The sequence below is a fragment of the Halomonas sp. 3A7M genome (assembly GCF_014897875.1).
Classification (GTDB): domain Bacteria; phylum Pseudomonadota; class Gammaproteobacteria; order Pseudomonadales; family Halomonadaceae; genus Vreelandella.
In genome coordinates, this window is sequence record NZ_JABUZD010000174.1 from 171429 (window position 1) to 192628 (window position 21200).

Annotated in this window: 16 protein-coding genes; 4 read left to right on the top strand and 12 right to left on the bottom strand. The window is 53.2% G+C overall.

Annotated elements, in window-relative coordinates:
• The first annotated feature begins 35 nt into the window (after positions 1-35).
• Entirely contained in the window at positions 36-3983 is a 3948-nt protein-coding gene (locus tag INT19_RS18835) for a hybrid sensor histidine kinase/response regulator (RefSeq protein ID WP_193061851.1), read from the top strand.
• Positions 3984-4402: 419 nt separating this feature from the next.
• On the opposite strand, the gene INT19_RS18840 is transcribed toward INT19_RS18835, so the two are convergent.
• The 3 genes from INT19_RS18840 to INT19_RS18850 all read right to left on the bottom strand — a co-directional run bounded on the left by INT19_RS18840 (position 4403) and on the right by INT19_RS18850 (position 8003).
• The gene (locus INT19_RS18840; protein ID WP_009721286.1) at positions 4403-5065 is read right to left on the bottom strand and encodes a response regulator; all 663 of its coding nucleotides are present in this window, start codon (positions 5063-5065) and stop codon (positions 4403-4405) included.
• Between the two features lie 273 nt (positions 5066-5338).
• A complete protein-coding gene (gene acs, locus INT19_RS18845; RefSeq protein ID WP_193061852.1) occupies positions 5339-7288 on the bottom strand; it encodes an acetate--CoA ligase in 1950 nt (649 codons plus the stop codon).
• A 166-nt stretch (positions 7289-7454) separates the two neighbouring features.
• A complete protein-coding gene (locus INT19_RS18850; protein WP_193061853.1) occupies positions 7455-8003 on the bottom strand; it encodes a SprT family zinc-dependent metalloprotease in 549 nt (182 codons plus the stop codon).
• 90 nt (positions 8004-8093) lie between these two features.
• Between INT19_RS18850 and INT19_RS18855 the strand changes: the two genes are divergently transcribed.
• The gene (locus tag INT19_RS18855; protein ID WP_089039747.1) at positions 8094-8768 is read left to right on the top strand and encodes a YecA/YgfB family protein; all 675 of its coding nucleotides are present in this window, start codon (positions 8094-8096) and stop codon (positions 8766-8768) included.
• A gap of 18 nt (positions 8769-8786) precedes the next feature.
• Here the strand turns inward: INT19_RS18855 and INT19_RS18860 are convergent, their stop codons facing one another.
• The 7 genes from INT19_RS18860 to ampD all read right to left on the bottom strand — a co-directional run bounded on the left by INT19_RS18860 (position 8787) and on the right by ampD (position 18116).
• Complete coding sequence (locus INT19_RS18860) at positions 8787-9908, bottom strand: phospholipase D-like domain-containing protein (RefSeq protein WP_193061854.1); 1122 nt, start codon at positions 9906-9908, stop codon at positions 8787-8789.
• 27 nt (positions 9909-9935) lie between these two features.
• A complete protein-coding gene (locus INT19_RS18865; protein ID WP_442311481.1) occupies positions 9936-10646 on the bottom strand; it encodes a class I SAM-dependent methyltransferase in 711 nt (236 codons plus the stop codon).
• 5 nt (positions 10647-10651) lie between these two features.
• Positions 10652-11353: a tRNA (adenosine(37)-N6)-threonylcarbamoyltransferase complex dimerization subunit type 1 TsaB gene (gene tsaB, locus INT19_RS18870; protein ID WP_193061856.1), complete on the bottom strand. Its 702-nt coding sequence runs from the start codon at positions 11351-11353 to the stop codon at positions 10652-10654.
• A 109-nt stretch (positions 11354-11462) separates the two neighbouring features.
• Positions 11463-12116 carry an adenylate kinase gene (adk, locus tag INT19_RS18875; protein WP_089039751.1) on the bottom strand — a complete coding sequence of 218 codons (654 nt, stop codon included), beginning with the start codon at positions 12114-12116 and terminating at the stop codon, positions 11463-11465.
• A gap of 249 nt (positions 12117-12365) precedes the next feature.
• Complete coding sequence (gene aceF / locus INT19_RS18880; protein ID WP_193061857.1) at positions 12366-14399, bottom strand: pyruvate dehydrogenase complex dihydrolipoyllysine-residue acetyltransferase; 2034 nt, start codon at positions 14397-14399, stop codon at positions 12366-12368.
• Positions 14400-14457: 58 nt separating this feature from the next.
• Positions 14458-17130 (bottom strand): pyruvate dehydrogenase (acetyl-transferring), homodimeric type, encoded by a 2673-nt coding sequence (gene aceE, locus INT19_RS18885; RefSeq protein WP_193061858.1) that lies wholly within the window; start codon positions 17128-17130, stop codon positions 14458-14460.
• A 419-nt stretch (positions 17131-17549) separates the two neighbouring features.
• Positions 17550-18116: a 1,6-anhydro-N-acetylmuramyl-L-alanine amidase AmpD gene (gene ampD, locus INT19_RS18890; protein WP_089039754.1), complete on the bottom strand. Its 567-nt coding sequence runs from the start codon at positions 18114-18116 to the stop codon at positions 17550-17552.
• Between the two features lie 83 nt (positions 18117-18199).
• Here ampD and nadC point away from each other — a divergent pair, with 83 nt between their 5' ends.
• Positions 18200-19054 carry a carboxylating nicotinate-nucleotide diphosphorylase gene (gene nadC / locus INT19_RS18895; RefSeq protein WP_089039755.1) on the top strand — a complete coding sequence of 285 codons (855 nt, stop codon included), beginning with the start codon at positions 18200-18202 and terminating at the stop codon, positions 19052-19054.
• A gap of 5 nt (positions 19055-19059) precedes the next feature.
• Here nadC and INT19_RS18900 read toward each other — a convergent pair whose 3' ends face one another.
• On the bottom strand, positions 19060-19620 hold the full coding sequence (locus tag INT19_RS18900; protein ID WP_089039756.1) for a GNAT family N-acetyltransferase: 561 nt from the start codon (positions 19618-19620) through the stop codon (positions 19060-19062).
• 105 nt (positions 19621-19725) lie between these two features.
• Here INT19_RS18900 and tsaA point away from each other — a divergent pair, with 105 nt between their 5' ends.
• Complete coding sequence (gene tsaA, locus INT19_RS18905) at positions 19726-20454, top strand: tRNA (N6-threonylcarbamoyladenosine(37)-N6)-methyltransferase TrmO (RefSeq protein ID WP_193061859.1); 729 nt, start codon at positions 19726-19728, stop codon at positions 20452-20454.
• Positions 20455-20487: 33 nt separating this feature from the next.
• On the opposite strand, the gene INT19_RS18910 is transcribed toward tsaA, so the two are convergent.
• Entirely contained in the window at positions 20488-21144 is a 657-nt protein-coding gene (locus tag INT19_RS18910) for a sensor histidine kinase (RefSeq protein ID WP_193061860.1), read from the bottom strand.
• Between the last annotated feature and the right edge of the window lie 56 nt (positions 21145-21200).

Sequence of the window (21200 nt, forward strand, 5' to 3'; positions counted from 1 at the left end):
GTCGCTAGGCGAAGCCTTCAACGTGGGGAGACGACATGTTTCATGGCGGTCTGCTGGTCGCGGTATCACTGCTTTACATTGCGGTGCTGTTTGGAATTGCCTGGTTCGGTGATCGTCGTGCACGGACTCACGGCGCCAGTCGCAGACGGCCAATCATCTACAGTTTGGCATTGGCCATTTACTGCACCTCGTGGACGTTTTACGGCGCGGTGGGGCAAGCAGCCACGGCTGGCTGGTCATTCGCCAGTATCTTTGTCGGGCCAATCTTAACGTTTTTACTGTTTTGGCCTGTTCTGGCAAAAATGATTCGTGTTGCCAAACACCAAAACGTCACGTCAATCGCTGACTTTATTGCTTCCCGCTACGGCAAAACCCAATCCCTTGCGGCGTTTGCTAGTTTAGTTGCCCTCATTGGCACCCTGCCCTACATTGCCCTGCAGTTAAAAGCGGTGTCTACCACCTTTAGTGTTCTTACTGACGCAGCGGATATGACCCATACGCCGCTGTTTGGCGACACAGCGTTTTATGTCGCTATCGTCATGGCAATCTTCGCTATCCTTTTTGGCACTCGCCACACGGACGCGACAGAGCACCACGAAGGGTTAATTCATGCAGTAGCATTTGAATCTCTGGTAAAGTTGCTGGCTTTTGTCATCCTCGGCGCTTTTGTTACCTGGGGCATGTTTGATGGCCTCGGCGAACTGATGGGCCACGCCGAAAGTCAATTGGAGTTGCAGCGCCAGCTAGCCAACCAAGATTTTGGCCAAAGTTTCTGGGCGCAAACGCTGCTCGCCATGCTCGCCATACTTTGCCTGCCTCGTCAGTTTCATGTGGCAGTGGTGGAAAATATCCATCCAGATGATGCAACGAAAGCACGCTGGCTATTTCCTCTTTACTTACTTGCAGTCGCCTTTTTTGTGGTGCCTTTGGCGGCAGCCGGTCTACTGCTGTTTTCGGAAAGCGGGGTTGAGCCTGATACTTACGTACTTGCTCTTTCGATGGCGTCTGGCCAGCAGTGGCTGACCCTGCTCACCTTTATTGGCGGATTTTCTGCCGCGACAGGCATGGTTATTGTGGCGGCAGTGGCAGTATCCATCATGATTTCTAATGAAATTGTGATCCCAGCACTATTTAGGTTGCGTTGGTTCGACACCAAAGCTCGTGACTATGGCCGCTTAGTACTCCGCGCGCGCCGCCTGACGATTGTTGCTGTATTGGCAATGGCTTACGGCTTCTATCAGCTCATTGCCGAATTCACCTCGTTGGCCTCAATTGGCATGCTGTCCTTTGCGGCCGCCGCTCAGTTTGCCCCCGCACTCATCGGCGGGCTGTATTGGAAGCGCGGTAACCGCCTCGGCGTTATTGTTGGCATGAACGCAGGCTTTGCGATTTGGGCATACAGCTTGTTAATGCCGGCTATGATCAATGCCGGAGTGCTGCCTCAAGCATGGCTGGCGGGCGGCCCCTTAGGGCTTAATTGGCTATCGCCGACAACCCTCTTTGGCTTAAACCTCAGCGATCCATTTACCCACGGAGTCATGCTGTCGCTGGGTATCAACTTGTTCTGCTATATCTTTGTGTCACAGGTGACTTCTCAGCGGGTCGTCGAGCGTATTCAGGCATCGCTGTTTGTCGATAGCGTAGAAACTCGTCAAACATCCGTAAACCGCCCATGGACAGGTGCCACCACTGTCGGTGACCTTAAAGTGCTGTGTGAGCGTTTTCTTGGGGCAGACCAAGTGGATCGTGCATTTGAGGATTACGCACGCCGCGCGGGCAAACCCATGGAAGATAGTTCACGGGCGTCTATCGACGTCATCCAATTTACTGAGCGCTTTCTTGCGTCAGTGTTAGGCGCATCGTCAGCACGGATAGTCGTTAACTCGGCGCTTCAGGGGCGCGGCATCGGCATTTCAGATGTCATTTCAATCGTTGATGAAGCCTCTCAAGTCTTAGAGTTCAACCGCGCACTACTGCAAGCCACCATTGAAAACATCAACCAGGGTATTAGCGTGGTTGACCAAAATTTGCGCTTGGTGGTGTGGAACCAACGCTATTTAGAGCTGTTCCGCTTCCCTGATCACTTGATACGGGTCGGCGCCCCCATGGATCGCATTTTTCGCTACAACGCGCACAGCGGCGAATATGGCCCAGGTGACCCGGAAGAGCATGTCCAACTGCTGCTAGACAACATTCGCGACGGCCAGCCTCACCGCTATGTGCGCTATCGCCAAGATGGCAGCGTATTGGAAGTCCAAGGCAACCCGATGCCTGGTGGTGGTTTTGTCTATACCTATCAAGATATTACTCAGCAGAAGCGCATCGAAGAGGCGCTGATCCGCTCTGAAAACAACATCCGTATCTACACCGATAATGTACCCGCACTGATTGCCTACTTTGATAAAGAGTGCCGTTACCTATTTACCAATCGCGCCTACGAACAAGCTTTCGACATAGATCGTAATGCCGTGATTGGACGCCGCTACGAAGACGTATTACCGGTTAAAAAAGCCGAAGAGCGCATGCCGTGGGTTCAGCGAACGCTGGCAGGCGAACGCGTCAGTTTTGAAGTCTCAATGCGCGTTAATGATGCCATGCGCTATATGCTGGTCACCTATACGCCCCACTTTGGCGATAGCCAATCGATTTTAGGCTTCTTCGCGCTTTATCAAGACATTACCGAGCGCCGCCAAGCCGAAATCGCCTTAAAAGTGACCAACGAAACCCTGGAAGAGCGCGTTCGCGAGCGCACGCAAGCACTTTCCGAGGCCAACGCGGCGCTGCGCCAAGAGAACCGTGTGCGCGCTGAAGCAGAGCAAGCGCTGCGCCAAGCGAAACAGTTAGCTGAAGATGCTAACGCCTCCAAAACGCGCTTTTTGGCTGCCGCTAGTCATGACTTGCTACAGCCGCTGAACGCAGCCCGGCTGTTTACCTCTGCATTAATGCAAAACGTCACCGCTAGCGACACCCAGCGCACCATCAGCCATATTGATAACTCACTTCAAGCCGCTGAAGAGCTGCTTGGCACTCTGCTAGATATTTCAAAGCTTGATGCGGGTGCGCTTACACCGCGACGCAGCCATTTTGCACTCGCAGATATTATTCGCCCATTGCGTGCCGAATTTGAAGTGATGGCCGATGACCGTGGGCTGGATCTTGTCGTCGTACCGACGCAACAATGGGTAGATTCCGATCCGCAGATGCTTCGCCGGATTGTACAAAACTTTTTATCCAACGCGATCCGCTATACCCAAGAAGGTCGTGTGCTACTAGGCTGCCGCCGCCAAGCGGGACGGCTTTCCATAGAAGTATGGGATAGCGGGCCTGGTATTCCTGAATCGAAGCTAACGGAAATTTTCCAAGAGTTCCGCCGATTGGATCAAGTCTCACGCCATAAAGAGAGTGAGAAAGGGCTTGGCTTAGGTCTCTCAATCGCTGATCGTATGAGCCGTGTACTTGACCACCCAATTAAGGTTCGATCCTGGGTAGGGGTGGGGACTGCATTCTGCGTCAGCGTTCCCATTGTTGCCGCCCGTGAAGTAACCTTAGCGGACCAAGAACCTCAAAACCGCCGTAGCGGTAATAAGTTAGCGGGTACCCGCATTGTGTGTATCGATAACGAAACGCTCATTTTAGAGGGCATGACGGCCATGCTAAGCGGCTGGGGGTGTGAAGTATTCACGGCGACCAGCATTGGCGGTGCAAAATCGATTCTGCGTAATATGGACGGCGACCCCGACGCCATCTTGGCCGACTATCATCTGGACAATGAAGTCACGGGGCTAATGGCACTCGAAGCACTCAGCGAGCGCTTTGAGGGAGCCGTACCAGGCATTGTGATTACCGCCGACCGCACGGAAGCGGTGGCCGAGGAGATCAAGCGTGCGGGTTATCAACTGCTGCTTAAGCCGGTCAAACCCGCCGCGCTACGCGCGCTTTTAACTCGCACTCTTCAGGCTAGCCGAGCAGGAGGGAAAACGTAATGATACGGCGGATTGATGCATCACATTGTCATTCCCGAAGCGAGACAGATGCACCACACCGTCATTCCCGAAGGGGGTTATCGGGAATCCAATTTGACCTTTCTCGCTGATGCCTAGGAGCCTGCTTCAAAATGGATTCCCGCTAAAAGCATGCGGGAATGACAAAGCGGCGAGGCAGATGCACCATACCGCCATTCCCGAAGCGAGACAGATGCATCACACCGTCATTCCCGAAGGGGGTTATCGGGAATCCAGTTTGACCTTTCTCGCTGATGCCTAGGAGCCTGCTTCAAAATGGATTCCCGCTAAAAGCATGCGGGAATGACACAGTGGTGAGGAACGCGGGAATGACGGAGCCGCGAGATAGACGCACCACACCGTCATTCCCGAAGGGGGTTATCGGGAATCCAACTTACCCTTCAAGAAGAAACTTTCGGCGGTTCCACTTCAAGTTTCTGAGCAGCAATAACAGCCTGGGTGCGCGAGTGCACTCCCAGCTTGCGCAGAATAGCCGTCACGTGGGCCTTAATAGTGGCTTCTGAGACGCTAAGCTCATAGGCGATCTGTTTATTCAACAAACCTTCCGTCAGCATATTGAGCACACGAAACTGCTGCGGCGTCAGAGAGGCAATTGCCTCCGCAAAACGCGACTCTTCTTCGCTGGTTTCATCTAAGACGTTCGCCAACGCTTCTGGCAGCCAAACTTCCCCTTGCAGAATTTCCCCCACCGCTTCAGCAATCAACTGTAGCGAGGAAGATTTAGGAATAAAGCCTGACGCGCCGTAATCGATGGCACGACGTACTACATAGGGCTCGTCACTGCCTGAAACAACCGCCACCGGAATATCGGGCATCTGGCCACGCAATTGAATCAAACCTGAGAAGCCATGCGCTCCTGGCATATGGAGGTCTAGCAAAATCAAATCAGCATCAGGATGTCGATTAACGACCTCAGTGGTGGCTTCCATGGTGTCGGCTTCGACAATCTCAGCCTGGGGGGCTAACTGGCGCAACGCCTGAGTGAGCGCTGCACGAAACAGCGGATGGTCGTCTGCGACGATAAACTTATGGGCTACTGCCATGGATATTCCTCCGGTTCCTCGAGCAGCGGGGTTGACTACCGCCGCGACGCTAGGCTCATACGGTTGAAACATGGTACCCCATGGGCTTCGTCATTCCCAAGCATCACATGCACTATTTGTCATAGATACGTCATCCAAACAGAAATAACAGTGCCGGCTCCATGGCCGGCACTGCAACGGATCTGTCCAGTTTGCCTTATTTAACATAGCAAATGAATGACATCCGTCATTTAAAAGTGCCCCCATTAGAAAGATAACTGGGGGCAAAGAGCATTACTGGTTGGCACGATGCTCGATGAGTTCGTCCACTACTGACGGATCAGCCAGCGTGCTGGTATCGCCCAGGCCGTCACACTCATTAGCTGCAATTTTACGTAAAATGCGCCGCATAATTTTACCAGAACGTGTTTTTGGCAGCCCTGGCGCCCACTGAATTACATCTGGCGATGCAATCGGGCCAATATCTTTACGTACCCATTGAGTCAGCTCTTTCTTGAGTTCATCCGTGGGATCAACATCATCATTGAGCGTTACATAGATATAGATGCCCTGGCCCTTAATATCGTGCGGGAAGCCAACGACGGCGGCTTCTGCCACTGCCGAGTGAGCAACCAGAGACGACTCTATTTCAGCAGTGCCCATACGGTGGCCTGAGACGTTAAGCACGTCGTCAACCCGCCCTGTAATCCAGTAATAGCCATCCTCATCCCGACGACAGCCATCCCCAGTAAAATACATGCCATCGTAAGTAGAGAAGTAGGTTTGTACAAAGCGTTCGTGGTCGCCCCAAATGGAGCGCGCTTGGCCCGGCCAGGAGTCGAGAATGACTAGATTGCCTTCCGTCTCGCCTTCTAATTTATGGCCTTCATTATCCACCAGCGCGGGGTTCACACCAAAGAAGGGCGTTGTCGCAGAACCAGGCTTTAGATCTGTAGCACCGGGAAGTGGCGCGATCATAATGCCGCCCGTTTCGGTTTGCCACCAAGTATCCACAATAGGACACTGCTCATTGCCAATAACGCGATAGAACCACTCCCAGGCTTCTGGGTTGATAGGTTCGCCCACAGAACCCAGCAAGCGCAATGAATCACGTTTGCTAGAGTCCATCACGTTATCACCATGCGCCATTAAGGCACGGACAGCGGTAGGCGCGGTATAGAGGATATTGACCTGATGCTTATCGACAATTTCGCCCATGCGGCCATGGCTTGGGTAGCTCGGTACGCCTTCAAACATTAGCGTGGTTGCACCATTGGCAAGCGGTCCGTACACGATATAGCTGTGGCCCGTCACCCAGCCTACGTCCGCTGTACACCAGTAAATTTCACCTTCTTGATAGTCGAAAACATACTGATGGGTCATCGCGGCGTAGGTCAGGTAGCCGCCAGTGGTATGCTTTAAGCCCTTAGGCGCACCGGTTGACCCAGAGGTATAGAGAATAAACAGTGGATCTTCGGCATTCATGGCCTCAACTGGGCATTCGGTAGACTGCTTATCCACCAGCTCGTCAAACCAAATGTCACGACCTTCCTGCCAATCAATATCACCGCCTGTACGCTTCACCACCAATACGTTTTTACATACATCGGTGCCGTTACGCGTCAACGCTGAATCGACGTTCTCCTTAAGGGGCACGTGTTTACCACCACGCACCGACTCATCAGCAGTGATCACCAGTTTAGAATCAGCACCAATGACCCGCTGAGCGACGGCATCCGGCGAAAAGCCGCCAAACACAACAGAGTGCACAGCACCAATACGTGCACATGCCAACATGGCCATGGCCGCCTCGGGAATCATCGGCATATACAGCGTCACTGTATCGCCTTTGTTAACTCCCAGCGACTTCAGGCCGTTGGCCAGCTGGTTCGTGCGCTCATAAAGCTCACGGTAAGTAATGTGTTTTGAATCGTTAGGGTTATCCCCTTCCCAGATAATCGCCGTTTGGTCGCCACGCTTCTCCAAGTGGCGATCTAGACAGTTGGCGCTAACGTTTAGCTCACCATCTTCAAACCAGCGAATATCAACATTATCGCGTGCAAAGGAGGTGTTTTTAATCTTGGTTGGCGTCTTGATCCAATCCAGACGCTTTGCTTGCTCAGCCCAGAAACTTTCCGGGTCGTCCATGGACTGCTGATACATTGCCGCATATTTATCTTTATCAGCCCATGCACTGGCAGCGATACTATCGCGCACTGGATAGACGTTTTTATGCTCGCTCATGAAGTTGCCTCTGTCCGTGAAATTGCACTCTCTAGAAAATGGTGTCGGTATTATTAGTCGCACCGACGCGCTTAATATTTACCTAGCATAAACCTCCCAACGCCGGCTTCCCTTTAGACATTGGTATTAACATTTTCAATATTAAAAACAATAAGTTAAAACACTTTCAAGGTTTTCTAAAAGCACTGTAGACCAAGGTCTGATCACAATGGCGGCAGCGATAGCGACGCCCCTTTACCACTAAAGAATGACGCCTGGCTGTGAAACAATGCGTTTGACAGCCACATTGATAATAATATGGCCGAGACTGGGCATCCTGAACATCAAAGCGATGAGTCACCTTAGGCTCAAGGCCAAACAGGTCTCGCATGACGGCTTGCCATTCTCGACCATGCGGTTTGAGCCGCGTGCCATTGGCTAAATGAAAGACTAACCAATGCGCCATTTCATGGGGAATCACCTCGTCAAAAAACGCCTGCCGATTATTGCTCAGTAAAACAGGATTAAAACGCAGCCCGCCACGCCCTAGATGGGCCTGCCCTGCTGAGGCACCTTTTAGGTCGAACCACACCTTTGGCGCTGGCAGCGCAGGATAGACTTCTTGGCAGCGTCTTAACGCTTCATCAGTTCTGTCTCGCACGGCGTGCATGAGCGCCTCTGAAGAGAGTGTTGCAAGTTTTTCAGCAGGCCATGGGGGCAGTGGTAAAGTCTTCATTAGTGATAAACTAACCAGTAACGATGTTGCCAACGAGTGTTGCCGATCAACATCTTTTTCTCAAAGACGATTTTTATGATGAGGCCCCTTATGGCAGAGCGCAATAACGTTCCCGCAGCAACGTCGCCCAATACCACCCCACCTCAGCCACTACTTGATGACGAGCAGCTTGATCGATTGGATGACTTTCTCGACTCAGAGCAGGTCGGCGAAGATGCGCTGGATCTTATCTCTGCCCATGGCTTTTTAGTGGCGCTGGCGGTTGCCCCTAGCGAATTACCCACCAGTCAATGGCTAGCCGAGCTGTTTCAGGGAGAGCCAAGTTATCGGGATGATGCCGAACGAGACGAGATTATCCAACTGTTAACACTGCTACGTGACAACGCCGTCGCAGTGCTTGAACAAGGTGGTTTACCAGAGCTACCCTTCGAGCTAACGCTCGATGGTATCCCCGCGGAGGAAACGCCCATCGGCGACTGGTGCGCGGGGTTTATGGAAGGTGTCTTTAGCGACGAAAGCGCGTGGTTCCAAGATGACGAAGAAGCTGCCGCCACGCTACTGTTACCCTTTATGTCGCTTTCAGGTTTATTCGATGATGAGCCAGAAATGGCTGAGATGGCCCAAGATCAGGCCAGTCAGGAAACCTTTGTTGCTCAACTGCCAGAACTAGTCCTGGATCTTTATCTTCATTACCGCGTGCCCCCCGAAACGCCGAAACCTAAGCCACGCAAGAAAACCCCGGCCAAAGGTAAAAAGCGTCGATAGCCGATTGCTAACCGCGCATTATTTAAGGCGGGTGACAATACCATCCACTACGCCATAGACCCACTCTCGGGCTCGCTGCCGCCAGGACCGTGCGGCCCAGGCGGCAGCATCGACTTCTTGGCTGGCAGCAAAGTTACGCTCAAACAGCGATTGAACTTGTTTGGCGAAGGCTTGGTTTTCTACTTCTTGATTAGCTTCAAGGTTCCAGTGCAGATTCCAATGGTCGAAGTTACATGAGCCAAGACTGACCCAGTCATCGGCTAACACAAACTTGGCATGAATAAACGTGGGCTGGAACTCAAAAATCCGCACGCCGGCTTTTAACAACGCTTGGTAAAACCGTTGTCCTGCATAGCGCACGCCTGGGTGGTCATGTTTACTGCCCGGTAATAGTAAACAAACATCCACGCCACGCCGTGCCGCGCGAATCAGGCGTCGGCGCAGCGTGAAGGTCGGCACAAAATAAGGTGTACATAGCCAAAGCCGCTTGTTTGCCTGATTTACCCGCGCATGGAGCGAGTGGCGAATAGCTTGGTAACGATAACCCCTCGCTGACATCACTCGGCCGCGTATGCCATCAGCATAATGTACGGCTGTCCGCTGTGGCGGCAACACTGAGCTAGCCCGCCCATCACCTGCTTGCCGTGTTAGCCGGGAACGCCATAAGCGGCGAAAAAGCTCTTCCCAATCAGCGACTACCGGGCCTTCGATGCGCACCGCAATTTCGTACCATGCTTCCAGAAACTCATCCACCGCGCCAAATCCGCCGGTAAACGCAACCTCTCCATCCACGACAACAATTTTACGGTGGTCACGGCTTAAGTTGCGAGCCAGCGAGTGAAAACCAATGGGATTAAAGAACCGTAATGCGACACCTGCTTGCTCTAGGCGTATACGATCACGCTGCTCCAATCCCATGGAGCCATAACCATCGAGCAGCAAACACACCTTTACACCGCGTTCAGCAGCGTCGATCAGCGCATTACTCATCTGGTTCGCTAACTTACCTGACTCCATCAAGTAGAGCTCCACCAGCACGTAGTGCTCCGCTTGACTAACCGCATCAAACATAGCTGGCAAAAATCGCGTTGCTTCCGGCAACAGAGTAGTGCGGTTGCCTTCACGCCACACGTGCTGCATAGAGACTCCTTCTCTTGATGAAACGGCTCAGCGACGAGTTAGCGAACGATGGACGTACAAATCGTACCGGCTCGTTTTACCTTCCAGCGTATGCTGCGGCGCGGGGCCGCCGATAGGGGGTGCTTTACGGGGTCGCTTGACCACTACTCGATGCGTCGCTACATCCAACGCCGCTTCTAATAAGCGTGGTGCATCATCATCGTCTCCCGCCAACTCTCGAAACACGCGCATCTCTTTCTTGACCAACGCCGACTTCTCACGGTGCGGAAACATCGGATCAAGATGAATAACCTCAGGATCAAAAGCTGCGCTTTCCACAAGAGCAGCCAACTGCTTAGCGGCATCACCATGGCGGAGCGTCATACGCAAGGCAATCTCTGCTGTCGTCTGTGTTTTTGCAGCACGCGCGAGACCATCTTGAAGCAGTGCGGCAATCGCCGCGACACGTTCAATTAGTAAGACATTTGCGCCCAGGCTTGCCAGTACGAACGCATCCCTACCCAAACCAGCCGTGGCATCCACGACGTTAGGTGTGATGCCTTTAGCAAGCCCACAGGCTTTTGCCACTAACTGCCCGCGACCACCACCAAACTGACGGCGATGGGCTGCCTTTCCAGCGGCAAAATCCACGCTAAGCGGTTTTCCGTATTGGCGCTCATCACCTGACAGTGCCAATTGGCCATCAACGTAGCTAAGCGCTAACCCCGAAGGCAGCACAAGCGTCTCTGGGCTTGCCATGTGGCTCATGCTGGCTTTTTCCAGGCCACGTCGTTGCGCAAATAAACTGGCTGTGCTTCATTGGCTGCCTGACCTAACCCCGCTTCCAAATCACGAGCGGCGAGCCATGCCATCTCTTCGGCCCGTGGCTCAAGATCAGTGAGGTGCTGAGACATGTTGGCTTGTAGGCTTAACGCAAAGTCATCCCACAGCGTAAACCCCGAGCCCACGCCTACCCAGTCGGTCTCCTCCGCAGGCAAACAAAAGTTAGCAGGCGCCACGACTACTTCGTCACTTTGCAAGCTAAGCGTGTCATTTAAACAGTGCCAAGTAGCCGCATAGATTTCGCCCATACGGGCATCTAACGCGGTCACTACATGGCGAAAATGGTAGCGGCGATGGGCCTGAAGCGCGAGCGCTTCCAAGGTGGAAATACCCAACAATGGACGATCCAGCCCAAACGCCAAGCCTTGCGCTGCACCGGCAGCGATGCGCAAGCCGGTGAATGAACCAGGGCCACGCCCAAACGCAACCGCATCTAGCTGCTGCGTAGAAATATTGGCCTCAGCGAGAATGTCATCCACCATCGGCATTAAGCGCCGGGTATGGGCCCTTGGCGTCATCTCGAAACGCGCCAAGCATTCACGCTGGCTACCCTGCTGGCGCAATAAAGCCGCAGAGCAGGCACTAGAAGATGCGTCCAGTGCGAGAAGGTATAACGATGACATCGATTCTGCACTCCATAAAATAGACCGTCATTATACCTTTACGCGGCCTCAACGACGATGGCCCGCAGGTAACCTGCGGGCCATCGTGACATTCACTAGCATGTGCTACTTAGCAAAGCGCTTCTTTCACTTGCCGAGTAATGTCAGCCACGCTGCCTACGCCTTCTACGCGATGATACTGCGGCGCGGCCTCAGGGTCTTCTTTCGCCCACTGCTGATAATAATCTACCAACGGTGCGGTTTGGTCGTGATAAACCGACAGACGGTTGCGCACGGTAGACTCTTGATCATCTTCACGCTGAATCAGCGCTTCCCCAGTCACGTCATCTTTACCCGGCTCTTTGGGCGGATTATGGTCGACATGGTAAACACGCCCAGATGCCGGATGCACACGACGCCCTGCAAGACGGCTCACAATTTCTTCGTCTGGTACGGCAATTTCCAACACGTGGTCCAGCTTAACGCCAGCTTCTTTCATCGCATCGGCTTGCGGGATGGTGCGCGGAAAACCATCGAACAAGAAACCATTTTCACAGTCGGGTTGGCTAATACGCTCTTTAACAAGATCGATAATGACATCGTCGGACACCAAACCGCCGCTATTCATAATCTCTTTTACTTTGAGACCCAACTCGGTACCGTCCTTGATGGCCGCGCGCAGCATATCCCCGGTGGAAATTTGAGGGATCTTAAATTGCTCACAGATAAACTGAGCCTGAGTCCCCTTCCCCGCGCCGGGGGCACCCAACAGGATTAAACGCATGGCACTGCTCCTTGAATGTTAGTCGTTAGATATGAATAATTTTTGAATAATGGACTGACAATAACCGTGCCGTTCGGATGACACAACTCCCCAAAAGCCTGATAACGCATTTTTTTAACATTTTCTTAAGCAAAAACAGTCAGGTGGCAATTTCTTGTACTTTGGTCACCCTTCGTTGCAGACCTACTGAACTGTTTTAAACACAAGCGGCGCCCTATTGGGCGCCGCTGGTGGCTTACTGTGAGACGATTACAGCAGCAATCGGCGAATATCCGTCAGCACATCGGCCAGAAAGGCCGTAAAGCGGGCAGCATCCGCACCGTTAATCGCCCGGTGATCATAGGAGAGCGAGAGCGGCATCATTAAGCGCGGTTGGAAGGCGCTGCCATCCCATACCGGCTTCATCTGCGCTTTCGATACCCCCAGGATCGCCACTTCCGGCGCATTAACGATCGGTGTGAACGCGGTGCCACCAATCGAGCCAAGGCTCGAAATGGTGAAGCAGCCACCGGTCATCTCATCACGCTTAAGCTTCTTGGTTTGCGCTTTCTTGCCTAGCTCCGCCATCTCCTTGGCTATCTCGATCAAGGATTTCTTATCAGCGTTACGCACCACCGGCACCATCAGGCCATCCGGCGTATCCACGGCAATCCCAATATGCACGTAGTTTTTCCATACCAGCGTTTCGCCGTCGCCTTTCAGGCTGACGTTGATCTGGGGGAATTTACGCAGTGCAAAGGCACAGGCTTTGACCATAAACGGCAACGGTGTCAGCTTGGCGCCCTGGGCTTCAGCCTCGGCTTTCATGGCCTTACGGAAGCTTTCAAGCTCGGTAATATCGGCCTCATCGAACTGCGTCACGTGAGGCACATTGAGCCAGCTGCGGTGCAGATTGGTCGCGCCCATCTTGAGCAGGCGACCCATCGGCTTCTCTTCTATGTCGCCAAACTGACTGAAGTCAACTTCCGGTATCGCGGGAATGCCAGCACCACCACTCGCCGCCGGGGCAGCCGCTGTTTGTGCTTTACCCTGGTTGGCAATGGCCTGTTTCACGTAGGCCTGCACATCCTCTTTCAGCACCCGATCTTTCGGGCCACTAGGCTTAACAAGACCGAGGTCGACGCCGAGCTCACGTGCCAGCATCCGAACGGCGGGGCCTGCGTGTACCAGTTTCCCATCGCGGGGCTTATGAGAGGCCATCTGCGCTTCAGGGCTAGGCGTGCCTTCTGGTGAAGCGGCAGGCTTCGCACTTGACTGACTGGCACTAGAGGACTGAGCTTTCTCCGGCGCCGCTTTTTTAGGGGCTGCCTTCTTGGCACCCGCTACTTCTATATAACCAATCACATCGCCTTCAGAGACGGTGTCCCCCTCTTTCACAGTAAGCTCTAAGAGCTTGCCTTTGTAAGGGCTCGGCACGTCCATCGACGCTTTGTCAGATTCCAGAGTGATAAGAGGGTCTTCTTCGTTGACCTCATCACCTGCCGCCACACCAATTTCGATAATCGGCACGTCAGAAGAACCTGACAAGTCAGGTACACGAATCTCTTTGCGCTCAGGCTCACCGCTACCGCTATCTTCTTCAACGGCCGGTTCTTCAGCAGCGGCTTGCGGCTCGCTGCTGGCTTGGCTAGCGGCCTGCGATGCGTCTTCTTCAGCCGATGTATCACCGCCGTCGCCAGCGATTTCCATCTGGCCGATCACGTCGCCTTCCGAGACGGTATCGCCTTCTTTCACCGTGAGCGCAACGATCTTACCGCCGTGCGGGCTGGGCACGTCCATGGAGGCTTTGTCAGACTCCAGGGTGATCAGGGTGTCTTCGGCGTTGACCTCATCACCGGCGCTGACCGCGACTTCGATGATCTCAACGCTGTCGGAACCGCCCAGGTCAGGCACTTTAATATCGACCGTTTGCTTGCCGCCGCTGGCTTTCTTCGCTGCCGGTGCGGGGGCGTCTTCCTGCGTCGGTTTGTCTTCTTTCGCTGGCGCGTCGTTGGGCTGGCTGTCAGACGCGGGGGCTGACGTCTCTTCGCCACCGTCTGTGCCGCCTTCAACCTCCAGCTCAACGATGTCGTCGCCTTCGGAGACGCTATCGCCTTCTTTGACCAGCACTTTGAGCACCTTGCCGCCTTTCGGGGCCGGGACGTCCATGCTGGCTTTGTCAGATTCCAGGGTGATTAGGGTGTCTTCCGCTTCAATGACGTCGCCTTCTGACACCGCAATCTCGATGATTTCGACATCGGTATCGCCACCGATATCGGGAACTTTGATGATTTCGCTACTCAAGGTCGCGCTCCTTCCAAATCGGATCGAGCCGGCGGGCGTTTGCCCGCCGGGCAGCGGTTTAGCTGGTCAGCGGGTTTGGCTTGCTGGCATCAATGCCATACTTCTTCAGCGCCTCGCCGACGTGCTTGCGATCAAGCTCACCACGGTCTGCCAGCGCGCGTAGCGCCGCCACGGTGACGAAGTAGCGGTCTACTTCAAAGAAGTAGCGCAGCTTCTCGCGGGTGTCGGAACGGCCAAAGCCGTCCGTGCCCAGCACGGTGTACTCGCTAGGCACCCAGGCACGCACCTGGTCGGCGTAGAGCTTCATGTAGTCGGTGGAGGCAATCACCGGGCCGTCACGGCCTTCCAGGCACTTCGTCACGTGGGGCTTGTTGGCCTCAGCGTCCGGGTTCAGGAAGCCTTCACGCTCCAGCAGCAGCGCTTCGCGGCGCAGCTCGTTAAAGCTGGTCACGCTCCAGATATCCGCGCCAATGCCCCAGTCGTTGGCCAACAGCTCGGCAGCCGCTTCGACTTCGCGCAGGATGGTGCCAGAGCCCATCAACTGCACGCGGCCTTTGTCGCCCTGCGTTTCGTTGAGCAGGTACATGCCTTTGACGATATCGTCGGTGGGCACGCTCTCAAGCGCGGGGTGCTCGTAGTTTTCGTTCATCACCGTCAGGTAGTAGAAGCAGTTCTCTTTATCGGAGAACATGCGCTTCAGACCATCCTGGAGGATGACCGCCACTTCGTGGGCATAGGTCGGGTCGTAGCTGCGGCAGTTGGGGATGGTGGAGGCTTGAATCAAGCTGTGGCCATCCTGGTGCTGCAGGCCTTCACCGTTGAGCGTGGTACGCCCGGCAGTGCCGCCGACCATAAAGCCGCGGGCTTGCAGGTCACCGGCGGCCCAGGCCAAGTCACCAATGCGCTGGAAGCCGAACATCGAGTAGTAGACGTAGAACGGCAGCAGGGTGACGTTGTTGTTGCTGTAGGACGTCGCGGCGGCAATCCACGCGGACATGGCACCGGCTTCACTAATCCCTTCTTCGAGAATCTGGCCTTTCTGATCCTCGCGGTAGAACATGATCTGGCCTTTATCGACCGGCTCATACTTCTGACCTTCCGAGGTGTAGATGCCAAGCTGACGGAACATGCCTTCCATGCCGAAAGTACGCGCTTCGTCAGGAATAATCGGGACGACATGTTTGCCGAGCTTCTTATCCTTCACCAGACCGTTCAGAACGCGCACGAACGCCATGGTGGTCGAGACTTCGCGCCCTTTGGAACCGACCATTTGCGAGGCAAAGGTTTTGTCTTCCAGGCTGGGGATCTCCAGCGCCTCAAAGTCACTGCGGCGGCTCGGCAGGTAGCCGTTTAAGCGTTCCCGCTGCAGGTGCATGTATTTCAGCTCGGGGGAGTCTTCTTCCGGCTTGTAATAGGGCACATCTTTGAGCTGCTCGTCGGTGAGCGGAATACCGAAGCGGTCGCGGAATTTACGCAACGCCTCGTACTCCATGCTCTTGACCTGGTGGGATTCGTTGGCGGCTTCGCCATCGCCACTGCCCATGCCGTAGCCTTTGACGGTGTGCGCCAGAATGACCGTGGGCTTACCGTTGGTCTGGTTGACCGCTTCGTGGTAGGCCGCGTAGACCTTGAACGGGTCGTGGCCACCGCGGTTGAGCTTCCAGATGTCTTCATCAGACAGGTCGTTGACCATCGCTTCGGTTTCGGGGTACTTACCGAAGAAGTGCTCACGGGTGTACGAACCGCCGTTGGCCTTGTAGTTCTGGTACTCACCGTCGACCGCTTCATCCATGCGCTTTTGCAGGATGCCTTTCTTGTCCTTCTCGAACAGCGGATCCCAGTGACGTCCCCAGACCACCTTGATGACGTTCCAACCGGCACCACGGAACACGCCTTCGAACTCGTCCATGACGCGGGAGTTGCCGCGCACCGGACCGTCCAAGCGCTGCAGGTTGCAGTTGATAACGAAGATCAGGTTATCGAGGTTTTCACGCCCCGCCAGGGAAATTGCGCCCAGTGACTCCGGCTCATCACACTCGCCATCGCCCATGAAGCACCAGATCTTACGGTCGTACATGTCTTTCAGCTCACGGTGATGCAGGTACTTCATCACGTGGGCTTGATAGATGGCCTGAATCGGGCCAAGGCCCATGGACACCGTGGGGAACTGCCAGTAGTCCGGCATCAGCCACGGGTGCGGGTAGGAAGACAGGCCATCGCCGTCGACTTCGCGACGGAATTTATCCATCTGCTCTTCTGATAAACGGCCTTCCAAGTAGGAACGCGCGTAAATCCCCGGGGCAACGTGGCCCTGGATGTAAATCAGGTCGCCTTCAAAATCGCCTTTGGGGGCGCGGAAGAAGTGGTTAAAGCCAACATCGTACAGCGTGGCCGACGACATAAAGCTGGCAATGTGGCCGCCCAGCCCGGGGTTGGCGCGGTTATTACGGATGACCTGGGCAATGGCGTTGTAACGAATCAACGACCGAATGCGGCGCTCCATAAACAGATCGCCGGGCATCGGTGCTTCGCGATGCACAGGGATCGTATTCCGGTGCGGGGTTGTCACCGAGAAGGGTACCTTCATCCCGTCCCGGCGCAGGCGATCCGCCAAGCGGGTCATCAGGTAGCGGGCACGATCTTCGCCCTCACGATCCAGTACTGATTCCAGGGATTCCAGCCACTCCGTGGTTTCGAGCGGATCGAGATCTTCTCTTGTCTCCAGACTCATAGAGGTCTCTCCGAATGACGATAAATGACAATGAGCCCCGCCAACCCTTAGGGCCTGGGGCGGCTGCGGTGTTTAGCCACCACAGGCCGATAAAACGCCGACGCCTAAGCGCCGTGTAGATGTTTTCTTTCTACATTCAACAAGCTACGTACTTTTCGATGTAGTAAAGCTACACAATTGTCGTAAAAGTTAGCCTTTTGTATATGAGAAGATACCGCAAAGTCGTCACTCTGCCAATTCCAGCAAGCCCTAAAAGGCTATCGAAAACAGACTATTGCTCCGCAACATAAAAAAACAGTAAGACTTTAGATGCATCTACCAAACGCTCAAAAATGTAGCCAAACTACCGTTTTATTTACTTACGAGTGAAGCACTTAATTAAGTTTACAACGTTCTTTGACGAATTTATTAGCCCGGCGCTAAGCATCTAACTGCTGAAAATAATAAGCCCAATCAAAGGCTGGTCCTGGATCAGTTTTACGCAGTGGAGCCACGTGGGCATGACCGGTAATACGCGACTTATCCAGCTGTGGGTAGCGCGCTATTAGCCACTGAGTTACCGCTACTAACCTTTGATATTGCGCTTTGGTAAAGGGGGTCACGTCGTCACCTTCCAATTCAATACCCACTGAAAAGTCATTTAAGGCTGTTCGCCACGCCTTTTGATACGGATCCAACCAGAATGAGCGCCCGGCATGCCAAGCGCGATGATCTGTATCAACAAACTGTAAGCACTCGCCATCGCGGCGAATCAGAAAGTGAGCCGATACCCTAAGATGTGCAATCTCAGCAAAAAAGGGGTGCTCGGCTGAATTTAGCTGGTTAGTAAACAGCGCTTCAATGGCATCACCACTAAACTGGCCGGGCGGCAAACTAATCGCATGAATAAGCAGTAGCGAGACCTCACTATTGGGGCGCTGATCGCAGTTGGGTGATGCCACTTGCCTAGCGCTTGGCCACTGCCCCTCAAAGGCTGTACTTTTCATAACAGATACACTCTCCTCTACGTTGGCGTTCCCTTTCACTATAATGCCCAACACACCCAATAACGCCTAGAGAACGCACCGCCATGCATTATGAAAACGCTCTTGCCGACGAGATACGCGCTAGCGCAGCCCGCTTACTAGCTGAGGACATTGGCCCTGGCGATATTACAGCGCAGCTAATCCCTGAGAACCAATGGGCAACCGCCAGCATCATTACGCGTGAACCCGCAGTACTTTGTGGTGTTGCCTGGGTAGACGAGATTTTTCGACGGTTAGATAACCGCGTTACGCTACGTTGGCAGGCAGCAGACGGAGACTCTCTTCAAGCAGATCAGTGTTTTTTAGAGCTAGAAGGGCCTGCTCGCAGCCTACTGACCGGTGAGCGAGCGGCGCTAAATATGCTGCAAACATTGTCTGCCACGGCTACTTCAACACGACATTACGTTGATTTAATTGAAGGCACTAATGTCCGTCTACTCGATACGCGTAAAACGTTGCCTGGAATGCGCCTAGCCCAAAAGTACGCAGTCACCTGTGGCGGTGGACATAATCATCGCATTGGATTGTGGGATGCCTTCTTAATTAAAGAGAATCATATTACTGCTTGTGGCGGTATTCAGGCAGCCGTTGAGCAAGCTCGTAAACTGGCAAGTGACCTGCCAGTAGAGGTAGAGGTGGAAACGTTTGAGGAGCTTGATCAAGCACTCGCCGCAAAGGCAGACATTATCATGCTCGATAATTTCGCCTTAGAAGACTTACATGTAGCCGTCGAAATAAATGGTGGGCGGGCAACACTTGAGGCCTCTGGCAATGTCGGCGCAGCCACATTAAAGGCAATTGCCGATACCGGTGTTGACTGTATTTCCAGCGGCGCACTTACCAAAGACCTAAAATCGATCGATTTATCAATGCGTATTACCCACACCTTCGACGTTTGATGTGCTCAGGTTTCGACAGCGTTGAGCTTTTTGACTAAGCGATAGCGTTTCAAAAGTTCGCCACTGCGCTCTACCCACTGCTCGCCGAGGTTGCTAAAACCTCGGCGAATCAAACGTTCATAAAGCACTAAACTTGCTTCAATTTCTACACTCGAGACGCCCTGCTCAAGCAACATACGTTCAGCGTGTATCAACAGTGTGGTACCGATCCCACGTCCAGTCAGTGAAGGCCACACATAAAGTGTCTCTATACGTTTGGCCGCAACATCCAGCTCTAAAAACCCTACACATCGCCCATCACAGCTGGCGACCAATGTAGTATAAAGCGTTTGTCTGGCCGCCCAGGCGCTTGCCTCGCGTGGCAGAGCACTCGCCCAAGCTCGGCGTTCGTCTACACCATAATGGGAAGCGGCGCCCTGCATCACAGCGTGATAAAACACCTCTGCTTGGTCAGCTGCATCACGGGCAAACCCTTCACGATAGATAATTCGTGGAGTGGGCGCAGAAGGTGTTTGGCTCGCGTTAGTACTTGTCGCGTTAGTACTTGTCACATTAGTACTTAGCATATATACAACTCCACTATTTAATTATCGCACCTTAACGGGTCATTGCATCCCAACTCGATGCTTGACTGCTTTATACTTCGTTTTTATCTACACGTAAGGTGTGTCATGCACGATATATCCATAAATGAGTCATTTACCATCAACCCTATAGGTTATATTGAAAGCGACTACCCTGATAAGTTTGGCATTCCTCGCCAACCAGGACTAGCGACGGCAGCGAAAGCGACACTGGTATTAACGCCCCCCTTCAACACACCATTAAGCGTTCGTGGACTAGAAGCATTTAGCCACTTATGGATCAGCTTTATTTTTCACCGCAGTCCCGAAGAGTGGGCTCCCCTTGTACGCCCTCCCCGACTGGGTGGCAATAAAAAAATAGGGGTCTTCGCGAGTCGTAGCACACATCGGCCTAATCGTTTAGGGCTATCACTTGTTGAGCTAGTGGGTATTGATACGCACAATGGTGTAAGCCTACTGCTCAAAGGAGCAGATTTAATGACAGGTACACCGGTAGTGGATATCAAACCTTACCTGCCTTGGACTGAAGCCGTTCCGAATGCACGCTCAGGCTTTGCCCCAGCACCGCCACCTTTCTACCCTGTAGAATTCTCCTCAGCGGCCGAAACAGCGCTCGCTCAACGCGCAGATGCTAGTGACTTAAGGCGGCTCATTACTCAAGTATTAGGCCAAGACCCACGACCCGCCTACCATCAGGATCAACTAGAACGGGAATATGGCATGCAGTTAAGAGATGTCAATATTCGTTTTCAAGTACAACAGATGCCTGAGCTAGGCAACGTCGTTTATATCATCAACATTCAAAAAAACAACTAACAATTGGCACTTCGACAACTCACAACTCACAACTCACAACTCACAAGAAGGTAGCTTCATGGTAAATTGACTGCCTTTACCAAATTCACTTTCACAGTAAATCTCACCGCCATGCTTAGCGACTACCGTTTTCACCAATGCCAGTCCGAGGCCATGCCCTTCCGCCACGCTATCTTTATCGCTGCGCGTAAAGTCGTCAAAAATATTATTAATCTCTTCGGGCTCAACACCAACACCAGTATCAGAAACCTGCAGCACAACCCACTTACCTTGTCGACACACAAGAACATTAACCTCGCCACCAGACAGTGTATACTTAACAGCATTTTCAATTAAGTTAAATACCGATCTTGCAAGGTAGCCTTTATCGCCCAATACAGGAGCCCCGTCTTCATCTTGTAGCTCACTGACTAGTTTAATATCTTTCACTTTCGCTAGCGGATAAACTTGATCGAGCACCTCCATAACAACATCTTCAAAGAGCACAAACTCTCTTTTCAAGTCAAATGACTTAACTCGTGTTAAGTTAATAAAGTCATTAATCATCCCAAGCCCCATCGTGAGGCACTGTTCCAAATGATTATAGAAATTAGCTTGTGTCGTGGCCGACGCTGGATCTTTTTGGGCTTCTAGAAATGCTAGCGCTCTTGCCTGAGGAGCTTTCATGTCATGTGACAAGAAACTAAGCATACTAGATCGTTGTGAACCGCCCCGGTTATTCCGGAGACCGGTTTGTTTGAGTCAGG

Coding starts and splice junctions, on each gene's coding strand:
- INT19_RS18835 (WP_193061851.1), top strand. CDS start 36: ATGTTTCATGGCGGTCTGCTGGTCGCGGTATCACTGCTTTACATTGCG.
- INT19_RS18840 (WP_009721286.1), bottom strand. CDS start 5,065: ATGGCAGTAGCCCATAAGTTTATCGTCGCAGACGACCATCCGCTGTTT.
- acs (WP_193061852.1), bottom strand. CDS start 7,288: ATGAGCGAGCATAAAAACGTCTATCCAGTGCGCGATAGTATCGCTGCC.
- INT19_RS18850 (WP_193061853.1), bottom strand. CDS start 8,003: ATGAAGACTTTACCACTGCCCCCATGGCCTGCTGAAAAACTTGCAACA.
- INT19_RS18855 (WP_089039747.1), top strand. CDS start 8,094: ATGGCAGAGCGCAATAACGTTCCCGCAGCAACGTCGCCCAATACCACC.
- INT19_RS18860 (WP_193061854.1), bottom strand. CDS start 9,908: ATGCAGCACGTGTGGCGTGAAGGCAACCGCACTACTCTGTTGCCGGAA.
- INT19_RS18865 (WP_442311481.1), bottom strand. CDS start 10,646: ATGGCAAGCCCAGAGACGCTTGTGCTGCCTTCGGGGTTAGCGCTTAGC.
- tsaB (WP_193061856.1), bottom strand. CDS start 11,353: ATGTCATCGTTATACCTTCTCGCACTGGACGCATCTTCTAGTGCCTGC.
- adk (WP_089039751.1), bottom strand. CDS start 12,116: ATGCGTTTAATCCTGTTGGGTGCCCCCGGCGCGGGGAAGGGGACTCAG.
- aceE (WP_193061858.1), bottom strand. CDS start 17,130: ATGAGTCTGGAGACAAGAGAAGATCTCGATCCGCTCGAAACCACGGAG.
- ampD (WP_089039754.1), bottom strand. CDS start 18,116: ATGAAAAGTACAGCCTTTGAGGGGCAGTGGCCAAGCGCTAGGCAAGTG.
- nadC (WP_089039755.1), top strand. CDS start 18,200: ATGCATTATGAAAACGCTCTTGCCGACGAGATACGCGCTAGCGCAGCC.
- INT19_RS18900 (WP_089039756.1), bottom strand. CDS start 19,620: ATGCTAAGTACTAATGTGACAAGTACTAACGCGACAAGTACTAACGCG.
- tsaA (WP_193061859.1), top strand. CDS start 19,726: ATGCACGATATATCCATAAATGAGTCATTTACCATCAACCCTATAGGT.
- INT19_RS18910 (WP_193061860.1), bottom strand. CDS start 21,144: ATGCTTAGTTTCTTGTCACATGACATGAAAGCTCCTCAGGCAAGAGCG.